Source organism: Aetokthonos hydrillicola CCALA 1050 (genome assembly GCF_017591665.1).
Lineage (GTDB): Bacteria > Cyanobacteriota > Cyanobacteriia > Cyanobacteriales > Nostocaceae > Aetokthonos > Aetokthonos hydrillicola.
The window spans coordinates 109814-123570 of the sequence record NZ_JAAKGC010000006.1 but is presented as its reverse complement, the minus strand read 5'-3'; the positions used below and the strand labels follow the sequence as shown (position 1 = coordinate 123570).

The 13757-nt window shown below is 42.5% G+C and carries 9 protein-coding genes; 7 read left to right on the top strand and 2 right to left on the bottom strand.

Annotated features, from left to right (window positions below; all coding sequences use genetic code 11):
- Positions 1–40: 40 nt before the first annotated feature.
- Positions 41–829 (top strand): alpha/beta fold hydrolase, encoded by a 789-nt coding sequence (locus tag G4P69_RS04940; protein ID WP_208339353.1) that lies wholly within the window; start codon positions 41–43, stop codon positions 827–829.
- Positions 830–997: 168 nt separating this feature from the next.
- On the opposite strand, the gene G4P69_RS04935 is transcribed toward G4P69_RS04940, so the two are convergent.
- Positions 998–2338 carry a sensor histidine kinase gene (locus G4P69_RS04935; RefSeq protein ID WP_208339354.1) on the bottom strand — a complete coding sequence of 447 codons (1341 nt, stop codon included), beginning with the start codon at positions 2336–2338 and terminating at the stop codon, positions 998–1000.
- Between the two features lie 332 nt (positions 2339–2670).
- Between G4P69_RS04935 and G4P69_RS04930 the strand changes: the two genes are divergently transcribed.
- The 5 genes from G4P69_RS04930 (at position 2671) to G4P69_RS04910 (ending at position 10260) form a co-directional block, all read left to right on the top strand.
- The gene (locus tag G4P69_RS04930; RefSeq protein WP_208339355.1) at positions 2671–3795 is read left to right on the top strand and encodes an EcsC family protein; all 1125 of its coding nucleotides are present in this window, start codon (positions 2671–2673) and stop codon (positions 3793–3795) included.
- Between the two features lie 226 nt (positions 3796–4021).
- Positions 4022–6733 carry a PAS domain S-box protein gene (locus G4P69_RS04925; RefSeq protein ID WP_208339356.1) on the top strand — a complete coding sequence of 904 codons (2712 nt, stop codon included), beginning with the start codon at positions 4022–4024 and terminating at the stop codon, positions 6731–6733.
- Entirely contained in the window at positions 6723–7202 is a 480-nt protein-coding gene (locus tag G4P69_RS04920) for a response regulator (protein WP_208339357.1), read from the top strand. The genes G4P69_RS04925 and G4P69_RS04920 overlap by 11 nt, the downstream gene beginning before the upstream one ends.
- Complete coding sequence (locus G4P69_RS04915) at positions 7202–9316, top strand: hybrid sensor histidine kinase/response regulator (RefSeq protein WP_208339358.1); 2115 nt, start codon at positions 7202–7204, stop codon at positions 9314–9316. Before G4P69_RS04920 ends, G4P69_RS04915 begins: the two co-directional genes overlap by 1 nt.
- Before the next feature lie 86 nt (positions 9317–9402).
- Positions 9403–10260 (top strand): glycosyltransferase, encoded by an 858-nt coding sequence (locus G4P69_RS04910; RefSeq protein ID WP_208339359.1) that lies wholly within the window; start codon positions 9403–9405, stop codon positions 10258–10260.
- A gap of 29 nt (positions 10261–10289) precedes the next feature.
- On the opposite strand, the gene G4P69_RS04905 is transcribed toward G4P69_RS04910, so the two are convergent.
- Positions 10290–11729 (bottom strand): RNA-guided endonuclease InsQ/TnpB family protein, encoded by a 1440-nt coding sequence (locus G4P69_RS04905; protein ID WP_208339360.1) that lies wholly within the window; start codon positions 11727–11729, stop codon positions 10290–10292.
- 535 nt (positions 11730–12264) lie between these two features.
- On the opposite strand from G4P69_RS04905, the gene G4P69_RS04900 reads away from it, so the two are divergent.
- A complete protein-coding gene (locus tag G4P69_RS04900) occupies positions 12265–13740 on the top strand; it encodes a leucyl aminopeptidase (protein ID WP_208339385.1) in 1476 nt (491 codons plus the stop codon).
- Positions 13741–13757: the final 17 nt, after the last annotated feature.

Below are 13757 nucleotides of genomic sequence, written 5' to 3'. Positions count from 1 at the left end.
TCAATAGTTAATTGACTATATGACTATTTAATATTGAAAAATGACTATCCCCCAAGTTGAAATTAAGCCCTGTTTCCTAACGCCTAAAAGGCTACAGCCAGAGTATCCGTTATTTATTTTTTTGCCAGGAATGGACGGAACTGGTAAATTATTGCGATCGCAAACTGCTGGATTAGAAGCAGGCTTTGATGTCCGTTGTTTAGCTATTCCACGAGATGACCTCACTAGCTGGGACGTGTTGACTAACAGTCTATTAGACTTAATTCATGCAGAACTGGAAAAAAGCCAACCAAGGTCAGTCTACCTATGTGGAGAGTCTTTTGGGGGCTGTTTAGCCCAGAAAGTAGCGCTGGCTGCACCGCAATTGTTTAAACGAATTATCCTGATCAACCCAGCTTCTAGCTTTCATCTTCATCCTTGGCTTACTCCGGCATCTCAGCTAACAAACTTAGTGCCATCATCCCTATATGAAGTCGGTACAGTTGGTTTATTGCCTTTTTTAGCAGCATTAAACAGAATTTCTAAGCGCGATCGCCATGAACTCTTAAAAACTGTGCGTTCCGTACCGTCAGCAACAGCCCTCTGGCGACTCTCCTTGCTTAGAGACTTTAATGTAGATGAAGCCCAGTTACGTCAACTCACTCAACCTGTTTTGCTCATTGCTAGTGCTGCTGATCATCTTTTGCCATCTTTAGCTGAAGCAAAACGGTTAGTGAAAATTTTACCCAACCCCCAAGTGGTCGTATTACCCCATAGCGGACACGCTTGCTTGCTTGAAAAAGATATTTTTCTCTACGACATTATGAGAAATCATAATTTTTTACCTTAATTGGGCAATGGGCAATGGGCATGGGGCATGGGGCAAAAATTGTTACTCAGCGGTGCGTTACGGCGCAAAAACAAGTAATTGGTAAAAAATGATACTTCTTGATGCGCCTAACGCACCCTACTCCCTGCTTCCCCTGCTTCCCCTGCTAAGAGCTCCCCTGCTCCCTCTTCAAACCGGTAACTTTATCGTAAACGTCGTACCCAAACCTTGTCCCAGGCTCGACACATCAACGGTTCCGCCATGCATTTCTACTAAATGACGCACAAGCGATAACCCGACACCCAAACCACCATATGATCTAGTCATGGTGCTATCACCTTGACGAAAATGCTCAAAGACGAAGGGCAAAAACTCAGGACTAATACCTATGCCGGTATCTTTGACAGTAATTTTGGCATAGTTAGGAGAGGGTGGTAGAAAAGGATAAGTCATTTTTTTTGCTACTTGTTCTAGTTGCACCTCCACCTTTCCCCCTTTTGGAGTGAACTTTATCGCGTTTGATAATAGATTTCTCATGACTTGTTCTAAGCGCTTTGGATCACCTAGAACTTGAATCTCGGGATTTTCGAATTGGGCTGTAAACTGCAAATCAATTGATTTAGCAAGAGCATCTGAACGAACAGTATCAATAACTGTTGTGATAAGAGGAACAAGTGGAACTGAAACAAGATTTATTTGCAGTTTACCAGTAGTGATCTGAAATAAATCAAGTAGATCCTCTACTAGCTGTATTTGTGTTCGGGTGCTGCACTCAATAGTCTCTAAAGCCCGTGCAGTTGTAACTGCATCTACAGATCCATTTTGCAACGTTTGTACCCAGCCGAGGATCACACTCAGGGGCGATCGCAGCTCGTGTGAGACAATAGCCAAAAACTCATCTTTTACCCGAGCGTTTTGCTCCCCCAGGAAAAGCTTAGTCTGTTCCGGTGTTCCCGACTTACACTTAAGTTCGTTAATCTCACGGAGTAGCCAGCGCAGTCCAATCAAATTGCCTGATTGATCGCGCACTTTTGTCGTCGTTATAGAGACATCAATAGGTTTACGGTTACGGGGTTGTAAGCTAATTTCCCACTCTGAGAATTTATTTAAAATATGTAGCTGGCGGAGGCGAAAACGAAAATTTTTCCGAAGCTCGGAAGGGATAAAACTCACCAACAGTTTACCTACCAGCAATTTTTGCGAAACATTTAATAGATTTGCTGCCGCCCGGTTAGCTTTTTGGATTACGCCATGCTGATTTGTGAGTAAATAGCCATCTGGTATGGACTCAAATAATTCTTGGTAAAGGTAGTGTTCTGCTTCTATTAAAAGTTGAGTACTTGCCACAACAGGATTATGCCCGTTCAGTTCCTCCTCAGCTAGTATCAGTTCTTCTAAAAGGATGTGTAGTTCGTCTAAAGCTTCTCCTAGCGTTTCCTTTTCTAGTGTTGATTTATTAGTACGCTCTAGGAATCCAGCTAGTTGTGAGCGCCATACCGTTACTTGCCAAGAAAATTCGTCTATATTCATGAATCAGCGATAACTGAGAAAGCAGGCAAAATTCATCCCAATCCTCCTGTGCCAAAGGGAACGCTTTCGCGTTAAGGCAGTTTCTCGCCTGCGAAGCACAAGTGAGTCTTGGGGCTTTGAGTTAAAGATTAAAAAATTGCATAACAGGGATTAGATGTAGGCGCTATTTTCTTCGCTAATAGTGACTTTAACATCACACAACCCAAAGGAGGAAGCCCACAGGTTAAAATCGTGGTTGCTGAATCGACAAATTGTGCTTCGAGAAGGAGGAGAAATTTAGCGTATTTCCGCTAAAACAAAAAAAGAAAGACTTTACCCAACGGTCTGCGAAAATGAACACTGAACCCCAACATGAGTCAGTTGATGCACCCCCAACAGGGTTACCTCCTGTCAAGCAAAATAAACCATCTTTTTTGGAATCCTTCTTGCGGACTGGACAAGAGGCGGTAAAAACAGCCGATGCGGTAGGAAAATCAGCAACAAAACAAACACAAAAGTTTATTGAGGACGCTACTCATAAAACAGGAAAAGTCGTTAATTACCTGAGTGGCAACTGGTTCCTCAGAAAGCTTGCTGGCGTATTAAATCTTAGCTGGTTGGCTGGCGGTGTTGATAACGTAAACCTTGACAATGCACAAGCAGCAGTAAAAAAGCTACAACAAGAACATCCCGAAGAATCACCAAGCCAAATCAGTCACCGCATTATGATTGCAAAAGCAACTAAGGCTGGGGGGATCGGGATAGCGACTAGCATTATACCAGGGGAAGCGTTGGCGCTGTTAGCAGTTGATTTGGCAGCAACAACGCAATTGCAATCAGAAATGATATATCAAATTGCAGCTGCTTATGGATTAGACTTAAAAGATCCTGCTCGTAAAGGTGAAGTCTTAGCAATTTTTGGTTTGGCGCTGGGAGGCGGTCGTTTGCTCAAAGCAGCGGGTTTAGGTTTGCTACGAAACATTCCTTTTGCTGGAACAATGATAGCCGCCAGCACGAACGCGACAATGATTTATTCGTTAGGATATGCAGCTTGTCGGTTTTATGAGGCGAAGCTGGATGATCCATCAACTTCCATAAATTCAGAACAGACACTGACACAGTTAAAGGAACAAAGCGAAAATTATTTGGAAAAAGCGATCGCCCAAGAAGCAGTCATGGATCAAATCTTAGTTCACATGGTCCTTGCCAGCAACCCAGAGAAAACTTGGTCGGAAATTTTGCCGGGGTTGCAAGCTTTAAAGCTAAGTCCTGACTCATTAGAAGCTATTGCGCAAAACATCAAATCACCTCAGCCTTTAGACACACTGCTTAATCAGCTGAACCGTGATTTTGCCGTCCCATTACTAGCTCAGTGCTACAGAATTGCTCAGTTCGACGGTGAGATCACACCCATTGAACAGAAAGTGATAGAAGCGATTACTAGTAAATTTAACATTGACCCTAACACAATACTGTAAAAAAATCTTGAACTGACTAGTTTGTCAAGTTTCTGAAGAAGTATTTTGCGCGTGAATCTTAACAAAATCTATCCAAAGATAATTTCACCAAGCTTAGCATCAAGCATATGGTAGATTTTAGAGATTTTTTGGCTTTTTCAGAGTGGCAGATCAATGCGGAAAATAGTATCCCCCGCTGAAATATTATTAAGGAGAAAACAGGTATTTGAGGTTGGAGTGATCGGGTATGCCTAACCTCAGCACGACTAAAGCTGGTTCAAATCTTGCAAGTGCCATTGTTGTGATCGTTGGCTGTCTTGTACTGATTGGCTGGAAGTTTAATTTCGCCGTGTTAAAGAGTGTTATACCAGGTCTAGCTTCAATGAAAGCTAACACTGCACTCTGTTTTATCCTAGCTGGGGTATCACTATGGCATACTACTAGGAGAAATACCTATAGTAGTGTGCTAACTCGCCGAGGGTGCGCGATCGCCGTGGGACTGATTGCGCTGCTTACTCTTAGTCAATATTGGTTCTATAATCTAGGCATCGACGAACTGCTAGTTCGCGATTTACCGTTATCAGCAGCAACTTCTTCTCCGGGACGAATGGGAGCGAATACTGCTGTGAGTTTTTTGTTAATTAGTACAGCGCTTTGGTTACAGGATCAAAGGACTAACCGGAGTTATTGGTTAGCTCAGGGTTTGAGCTTGGTTGTAGCGTTGATCTCCTTTCAAGCATTGATAGGCTATGCCTTTGGAGTGAAAGTTTTTTATCACCTCAGCGTTTATACTACCTCAATGGCGTTACATACGGCAATAACCTTTGAGGTACTTTGTTTGGGAGTTTTACTTGGTAGTTCTGAAAGGGGGCTGATGAAAACGATTACCAGTGACTTAAGCGGAGGAGTGTTCGCTCGTCGGTTGATACCGAGTGCGATCGCCGTACCGATAATTGTCAGCTGGTTAATTCTTCAAGGACAAAAAGCCAATTACTACGACCCAGCCTTTGGTTTATCACTACTAGTGGTGTCAGTCAACCTGATTTTTTTAATCTTGATTTGGTGGAATGCCAAGTTTATTAACCAAGTTGACGAGAATCGCAAAAAAGTAGAGCAGACACTACAGCAGCAAGCTAGTTTATTGGAGTTAGCATACGAGGCAATATTTGTTCGCAATGCTAACGGTGAGATCAGTTATTGGAACCAAAGTGCCGAGGAAATGTATGGGTATTCAAAAGCAGAAGCTATAGGAAAAGTAAGCCATACGCTTCTCCAAACTCAAGTCATACAGGGTCTTAAAGATATTGATACCACGCTGGTCAACAGCGGAAGTTGGCAGGGTGAACTTCTGCACACGTGTAAAGACAATACAAAGCTCATAGTCGAGAGTCGTCAAGTGGTAATCAGTGATTCACAAGGAAAGGTAAAAGGTTTTCTAGAAGTAAACCGTGATATTACTGAGCGTAAAACAGCAGAACAAGCATTGCGTAAAAGTGAAGCACGACTGCGGTTATTTGCCGATTCAGACATTATCGGGATTCTTTTTGGCGATGTATATGGAGGAGTGAATGAGGTAAATAATGCTTTTCTTCACATTATTGGTTATAGCCGCAAAGACTATCAGTTTGGCGGAGTGCGGTGGACTGATATAACGCCACCAGAGCATCTAGTATTGGATGAGATAGCGATCGCCCAGGCAAAACAAAAGGGGATTTGCACACCTTACGAAAAAGAATATATTCGCAAAGACGGTTCTCGTGTGCCTGTGCTAATAGGTTTCGCTTTGATTGGCGAGCAAAAGGAAGAGACAATCGCCTTTATTCTAGATTTGAGCGATCTTAAACGAGCTGAAGCAGAACGCGATCGCTTTTTTAAGTTATCGCTGGATATGCTTTGTGTTGTGGGAATAGATGGGTACTTTAAACGTATAAACCCAGCCTTTGAAAAAATTCTCGGCTACTCTCACCAAGAATTACTTGCCAAACCATTTATTGAGTTTGTGCATCCAGAAGATCGGGCAAAAACTTTGGCTGAGGTAGAGAACCTAGCAAAAGGAAAGACTGTCATCAACTTTGAGAATCGCTATCGGTGTCAGGATGGTTCTTACAAATGGCTACTCTGGAGTACAGTTCCAGACCAAGAAACTGGGTTACATTATGCTGTTGCTCATGATATCACTGAGCGCAAACTGGCTAACGAGACACTGGAAGAACGGGTAAAAGAACGCACCGCTCAACTAGAAGCAGCTAATAAAGAGCTGGAATCTTTCTCTTACTCAGTTTCCCATGACCTACGCGCACCATTACGCCACATTAGTGGGTTTGTGGATTTGTTACAAAAACGTCTGGGAGCCACAGCACTCGATGAAACGAGTAAGCGTTACATCAATATAATAACTGAAACTTCAAAACAAGCAGGCAAATTGATTGATGACTTGCTAGCTTTTTCCCGTATGGGACGCACTGAGATGCGCTTCACAATTATTGACATGAATCAGCTAGTTCAAGAAGTTGAGCATGATTTAGAGTCAGAAATGAGCAACCGTAGAGTTTCCTTGCAAATTGAATCCTTACCACAAGTGCAGGGTGATCCCTCGATGTTGCGGCTGGCTCTACACAATTTGTTAGAAAACGCCCTAAAATACACAAAAACCCGCCCTATAGCAGAAATCACTGTAGGCACCAGTATCACTTGCGATCAGCAAGTGACATTTTTCGTGCGAGATAACGGTATTGGCTTTGACATGCAATACGTTCATAAACTGTTTGGCGTTTTTCAACGTTTACACAGTGATCCTCGATTTGAGGGCACGGGTGTTGGACTAGCAAACGTCCAGCGCATTATTCACCGTCATGGTGGACGTGTTTGGGCTGAAGGTGAAATAGACAAAGGGGCGACATTTTATTTTTCGCTACCGAGCGCGTTGGGGACACAAAGTGGAGAGTATAATGGATCTTAAACGCATTCTCCTAGTAGAAGACAGCATTAATGATGTTGAATTAATCCTGACTTCACTATCGGAAAATAATTTGGTTAATGAAGTTGTCGTTGCCCGTGATGGTGAAGAAGCATTAGACTATCTTTATAGACGTGGTGTCTATCGACTCCGTCGAGAAGGCAACCCCGTCGTGGTGCTGCTGGATCTCAAGCTGCCAAAAGTTGACGGCATAGAAGTTTTGGCACAACTTAAGGCTGACTCAAGTTTACGACTTGTGCCTGTGGTCGTGCTAACATCCTCAAGAGAGGAACAGGATCTGTTGCGGTGTTATGAATTAGGTACAAATGCTTACGTAGTTAAACCCATTGACTTCCATGAATTCATGGATGTGATTAAGGGGTTAGGATTATTCTGGGCAATAATAAACGAACCCCCGCCTGGTTCTATACCCCCTTTACGGAGTAGTCAAGGAATAACAGGAATACAGTAATGTCAGGTCTAAGTTTTCTGTTGCTAGAAGATAGTTTACTAGATGCAGAACTGATCGACGCCCTATTGACTGAGGGTGGTATTGTTTATAGATTAAAGCAGGTCAAAACGCGCGATGAGTATCAAAAGGCATTAGAGCAAGGTAGCTTTGACCTGATTCTTTCAGATTACTCTTTACCTGGCTTTGATGGCATTACTGCTCTAGAAATTGCACAGTATGTGTGTCCGGATGTGCCTTTTATTTTTGTCACAGCAACAATGGGGGAAGAAGTAGCAATTGAAACCCTCAAAAAAGGTGCCATAGATTACGTACTAAAACAAAGAATGTATCGTTTAGTGCCGTCAATACGGAGAGCACTGCGAGAAGCTGAGGAAAGACGGGCTCGCCAACAAGCAGAAACAGAACTACACCGTCGCGAGCAGGAATTTAGAGCGTTGGTGGAAAATTCGCCAGATATCATCGCCAGAATTGACAAAAACCTGCGCTACGTCTATGTAAATCCTGCAATTCAAAGATCAACGGGAATGCCACCAAATATGATGGTAGGGAAAAAAACCCCTGAATTGGGAATTCCTGAGGAAATTTATTCTCCTTGGGAAGCAAGGTTACGCAAGGTTTTTGTCACAGGGCTTCCCTGCTTTTTTGATTTCGACTTTCTGTCTTCTAATGGAATTCGTTATTACCAGTCGCAAATTGTACCAGAGTTCGCTTTAAATGGTTCGGTCGAAACGCTACTTAGTATCACTCGTGATATTACAGAGTCTAAGCAAGCAGAACAGGCTTTGCGAGCAAGCGAAGCTCAATTGCGGCAACAGAAAGACGAGTTAGAACAAGCAAACCAAGTTAAAGATGAGTTTCTGGCGGTTCTTTCCCATGAATTGCGATCGCCCCTCAATGCAATTCTCGGTTGGTCAAAACTACTGCGTAGCCGTAAATTAGATACACCAACCTTTGAACGTGCCTTAGAAACTATTGAGCGCAACGCTAAGCTCCAAACTCAACTCATTGAAGATTTACTAGACGTTTCTCGCATCATTCGTGGAAAATTGACTCTCCACCCCCACCCAACCAGTTTGGTTCCAGCAATTGAAGCTGCAATAGATACAATGCGTTTGGCTGCTCAAGCTAAATCCATCGATTTACAATTCAAGATTTTAGATGTGGGAAATGAAGAAACTACTGATTCACACTTCCCAAAACAACAAAATGAACTCCAAAGCTTAGAACTAACCAAAATAAGAAATTCTCAATTCCAAGTTTTAGGTGATCCGAATCGATTACAACAAATTATCTGGAACCTTTTGTCAAACGCTATCAAATTTACACCCAATGGTGGAAGTGTCAAGGTAGAACTGTCAACAGAAGACAGAGAGATTGGGAGAATTAGGGAAGTTATTTCCGACTCCCCCCATGCAAAAATCATTGTAAGCGACACCGGCATTGGTATTAGCCCAGATTTTTTGCCCTATGTGTTTGATTCATTTCGTCAAGCAGATGGTTCTACGACTCGTAAACAAGGTGGTTTGGGGTTAGGGTTGGCAATTGTGCGTCATTTGGTAGAATTGCATGGAGGATCCGTCACAGCAAGTAGTTTAGGAGAAGGTCAAGGATCAACATTTACGGTTCAGCTACCTCTGTGCGCATCAAGTAAGGACAAGAAAAAAGCAGGGATAGTAAATTCTTCACTTTCGTCTAGCGTTAAACCAAACAGTTATACTTACTCTCCGCTTAAAGGTGTGCGAGTTTTAGTGGTAGATGACGAAGCTGATTCAAGAGATTTTTTAGTGTTTGCTCTAGAGGATAGCGGAGCAACGGCAACTGCTGTTGCTTCTGTCGAGCAAGCATTGGAGGTTCTAGGAACCTTCAAACCACATGTGCTGGTTAGTGATATTGGAATGCCACAACAAGATGGTTACAATCTTATCCAACAAGTAAGAACACTACCACCTCGACTGGGCGGCGATATTCCTGCGATCGCGCTCACCGCCTACGCAGGAGAAAAAAATCGTACTCAGGCGATCGCAGCAGGTTTTCAAAGACATCTGGCTAAACCTATCATTCCTGAAGAACTAACTAATATAATTTTGGAATTAGTTGTTGACACTAGGACGTGATGACTTTATACTCCTCTTGTTGAGAGGGTGTGGGCTTCTAATTTAAGCTATTGTAAAGTATTGTTCATGATCTAAAGCTTCTTTATATGACAAATCGAGGAGTGGTTTATTTCGCAATCGGAAATAGTTTATATCTGGAAGCAGCGTTAATCAGTGCGATGAGCCTACGTCAATTGGAGCCAAAGATACCGATCACTCTGATCTGTGATCATCTGTTATTGAAATTTCTGCCTCTTGATGCCTACGAAATTACTCCTAGATTTATTAAGGCAACTGAGATAAATGATCATAGATCATTTTTATCTAGGCACATTAAGACACGTCTATCAACCTTTAGTCCATACAAGGAAACACTTTTTCTAGATGCAGATATTCTTCCCCTAAGACCTATTTCTGATATTTGGGACTATCTCTCTCAAGGAGATATAGCTATGGTGGTCGACAGACGTCCAACCTTGTCCCTGTGCGATCATATTTTTCCAGAAGAGAAAAGTTACACCTTACAATATCTTCCAGAAAGCACAACTCAGTTTAATAGTGGGGTAATTCTTTGGAGGGACAGTATACAAACTCAGTCTTTATTTGAGCTATGGCATCAGGAGTGGCTAAAGTTTAAAAAGCACGATCAGCTAGCCCTAGCTAGAGCTATTAATCGCACACAATTTTCTGTAACTAGGCTTCCTGAGATATATAACATTTCCCCAATCGACGCTGTATCTAGCGTGAACAATAAATCTGTTGAGATGCTTTCTCACACAGATCAAATGTGCCAAATTAAAGCTGCATCTATGCTCAGGGAGAAAAATGATAATGATATTTGCTTTCTTCATTGCTGGGGCAAGCTTGTTACTTCAGGCGAATTCCGTCAAATTGCTCACGGATTCTATCCAAAAATAGTTGATCAAGTAGTTGGGAGTCGGATTTTTAGCCCTCAATATGATTGACACTCTCCGGTCTAAAGACGCGGAGATTCTTAAGAGACAAGTCTCTCAATATCCTTATCACTAAGGTTCCCAGGCTCAACACGTTTGCCTTTGCGGCGTGTTGATGTCTCCTTACGTTGTTTCGGGCGTTTAGAGTCTCGTGACCCTGGTTTCTGAGAGTCCCCCAGTACCATACTTGCTATGTTAGACACAGCCAGTTCTTTGATATTTTTAGCTGCATTTATGTCAGCCTGCGCCATGTGATTACAGGCAACACAAATGAACTTTTCTTTGTCCCTACTACTAGCATCAACGTGACCGCAAGCGTTACATTTTTGGCTTGTGTGTTTAGGGTTCACTTTGATTAAAATCTTTCCTGACTTCACAGCCATGTACTCGATTTTCTGAGTTAACTCATTCCAGCTAGCATCAGAGATTGAACGATTTAAACCTTTCTTTGCACTCTGCCCATTCTTTAAAAATCGTCCTGTTACCTCATCAACTTTTGGACGGCAGCGCTTGAGCATTCCAGAAACATTCAAGTCTTCAATCGCTATGCAATCAACATTTCTAGAAGCGATTAAGCTAGCTACTTCCCATTGGTAAGCTTGACGTTTGTCAGCAATTTTCTTGTGTAGCTTACCAACTCTAATAGCCGCCTTTCTACGATTCTTACTACCTTTAACCTTGCGGTTAACTCTACGCTGCCTAATTTTCAGCCTGCGCTTAACTTTCTTGTTGGTTGAAAACTTGGGATTTTTAACTTGATAACCATCCGACAGGTGAACGAGTTTGGATATCCCCATATCACAGCCCAGTACAGATTTGATTTCCGTTAAGGGTTTTGGGATGTAATCAGGTACAGTTTTGTTCTCGATTCTCACCGATACATACCACCCATCTTGACGCTTACGAATTGTTGCAGCTTTGACAGTGAAACCAGTGGGAATCGGTCTAGAGTTAAAGAATCTCATCCAACCCAGTTTGGGCAGATAGATTTTATTGCCTTCAACTTTGACCCCTACAGCGTAAGTAAACGATGAGAAAGTTGAACGATTTTTAAACTTAGGGAACCCGCTCCCATTAAAGAAATTCTCGTAGGCTTTATCTAATCTTGTAATGTTCTGCTGTAGTACCGTTGCATCAATCTGAGCATACCAAGGTCTAGCTTTTTTAAGTATTGGTAGTGCTGTTATTTGAATAGCTCCAGCGCTACGGCGGGGATTCAAGGTTTTCCCATCCTTATCAACCTTGCTGTCTTTCCAAGGTTCACCAGTAGCCCCATTCTTGCTAACAAAACATGTTAATGGGCAAGCCTCGCCCTTGGTTCTAATATCGCAGTAATCACCATGAATGAATTGCTGGTTGTATTGGGTAATCCTGTCAGCCAAACACCAATTATATTGACTTCTCAACATGTCAATCCAGTGATTCATTTCGTTTGATTGGCTGACGTTAGGACGTAGCTTGTATACATAGTTTGTTAGCAAGTATTATCACCTCCTTGTTTGTTGTTAACTGAATCTATGATAACATAAATGTGTCGTCATTGTGTCTCAAAATGGCTAAAAAAGAATTACATATTCGGATTACAGAACGTAGAATGCATAAGTTACAATTATATGCTGCTGAGAAAGATAAAACCATGACTCAAGTGATCGAAGAGTTGTTAGATACGCTACCCGAACCGAAAAGAGAAAACGTCACTCAGCCCTAAAGGGCTTCTGGTAGCTTTCATCCCCGGCATAAATGCACGGGGTTTTCAGCCTACTTTCTTATAATTTTGGCGTGGTTCAAAGTAGACTAACACGCTGAGAGGAAAATTCTCTGTTAATCATTACTTACAAGGGGAGCAGTGAGATTTCGTCAGGTGCTTAAACCTAGAGTACTAAATCACCTATTTCGGGCTGCGATCGGAATGTGGATCGCGATTTTCTCGGGATGTTCGAGGACGCGCTAACCAATATGCATAAACTGCATATTTTGCGCAATACTGGTACAAGAACTTTTACACAGAATCTAGAAATGAAAATTCGTGCAACGAAAACCCCACTTCTTGAATGGACTGGGGACGGGTTGGTAATAGGATTATTTGAAGACTCAGTAGAGTTAGCTGGTGATTTAGTAACTCTAGATGAAAAATTTGCCGGTTCTATCAAAGAACTGATTGCTGAAGAAGAATTTAAAGGTAAGCAAGGTAGCAGTGTTGTTACTCGAGTGGGTACAGCAACGCCAGTTCGCAAAGTTGTGGTTGTGGGTTTAGGAAAAAAAGAAGCCTTAACTCTCGAAACCCTACGCAAAGCAGCCGCGTCAGCAGCACGTTTAGCTAAAAAGCAAAAGTGCAAAACAGTCGGCGTTAGTTTACCAATTTGGAATGATGATGCAGAACAAACTGCGCAAGCCCTAGCTGAAGGTGTTGAGTTAGCACTGTATCAAGATAACCGCTTTAAATCTGAACCAGAGGATAAAGGACCACAAGTTGAACAAGTAGATTTGCTGGGATTGGGTGAACAAGAGGCAGCTATTACCCGTGCGCATCAAATTTCCTCCGGTGTTATTTTGGCAAGGCAGTTAGTAGCAGCACCAGCAAACTCAGTAACACCAATTACTATGGCGGAAACTGCCACAGCGATCGCCTCGGAACACAATTTGCACGTGGAGATTCTAGAACGAGAAGAGTGCGAAAAGTTGGGTATGGGGGCTTTTTTAGGAGTAGCACAAGCTTCTGACTTACCCCCTAAATTTATTCACCTCACTTATAAACCAGAAGGTACACCCAAACGTAAGCTGGCAATTGTTGGTAAAGGTTTAACCTTTGACTCCGGTGGACTTAATATAAAAGGTGCTGGTAGCGGTATCGAAACCATGAAAATAGATATGGGCGGTGCAGCAGCTACTTTAGGCGCAGCTAAAGCTATTGGACAGCTTAAGCCAGATGTTGAAGTACACTTTATTTCCGCAGTCACTGAAAACATGATCAGTGGTCATGCTATGCACCCCGGTGACATTCTCACAGCTTCTAATGGTAAGACTATTGAAGTTAATAATACTGACGCTGAAGGCCGTTTGACTTTGGCTGATGCTTTAGTTTTTACTACTAAACTAGGTGTTGATGCGATCGTTGATTTAGCCACTCTTACCGGTGCTTGTATTATTGCTTTGGGTGATGACATTGGTGGTTTGTTCTCTCCTGATGATGCTTTAGCTTCTGAGTTACAGAAAGCTGCCGAAATTGCCGGAGAAAAGATTTGGCGGCTACCAATGGAAGAAAAATATTTTGAAGGGCTAAAGTCTGGTATTGCTGATATGAAAAACACCGGACCACGCGCTGGTGGTTCCATTACAGCTGCCCTCTTCCTCAAGCAGTTTGTCAAAGAGACTCCTTGGGCGCATCTTGATATTGCAGGACCAGTTTGGGCAGATAAAGAAAATGGCTACAACGGTGTTGGAGCAACTGGTTTTGGTGTTCGTACACTCGTTAGCTGGGTATTAAATAACTGAGTAGGGCAATGGGCATG

Coding starts and splice junctions, on each gene's coding strand:
- G4P69_RS04940 (WP_208339353.1), top strand. CDS start 41: ATGACTATCCCCCAAGTTGAAATTAAGCCCTGTTTCCTAACGCCTAAA.
- G4P69_RS04935 (WP_208339354.1), bottom strand. CDS start 2,338: ATGAATATAGACGAATTTTCTTGGCAAGTAACGGTATGGCGCTCACAA.
- G4P69_RS04930 (WP_208339355.1), top strand. CDS start 2,671: ATGAACACTGAACCCCAACATGAGTCAGTTGATGCACCCCCAACAGGG.
- G4P69_RS04925 (WP_208339356.1), top strand. CDS start 4,022: ATGCCTAACCTCAGCACGACTAAAGCTGGTTCAAATCTTGCAAGTGCC.
- G4P69_RS04920 (WP_208339357.1), top strand. CDS start 6,723: ATGGATCTTAAACGCATTCTCCTAGTAGAAGACAGCATTAATGATGTT.
- G4P69_RS04915 (WP_208339358.1), top strand. CDS start 7,202: ATGTCAGGTCTAAGTTTTCTGTTGCTAGAAGATAGTTTACTAGATGCA.
- G4P69_RS04910 (WP_208339359.1), top strand. CDS start 9,403: ATGACAAATCGAGGAGTGGTTTATTTCGCAATCGGAAATAGTTTATAT.
- G4P69_RS04900 (WP_208339385.1), top strand. CDS start 12,265: ATGAAAATTCGTGCAACGAAAACCCCACTTCTTGAATGGACTGGGGAC.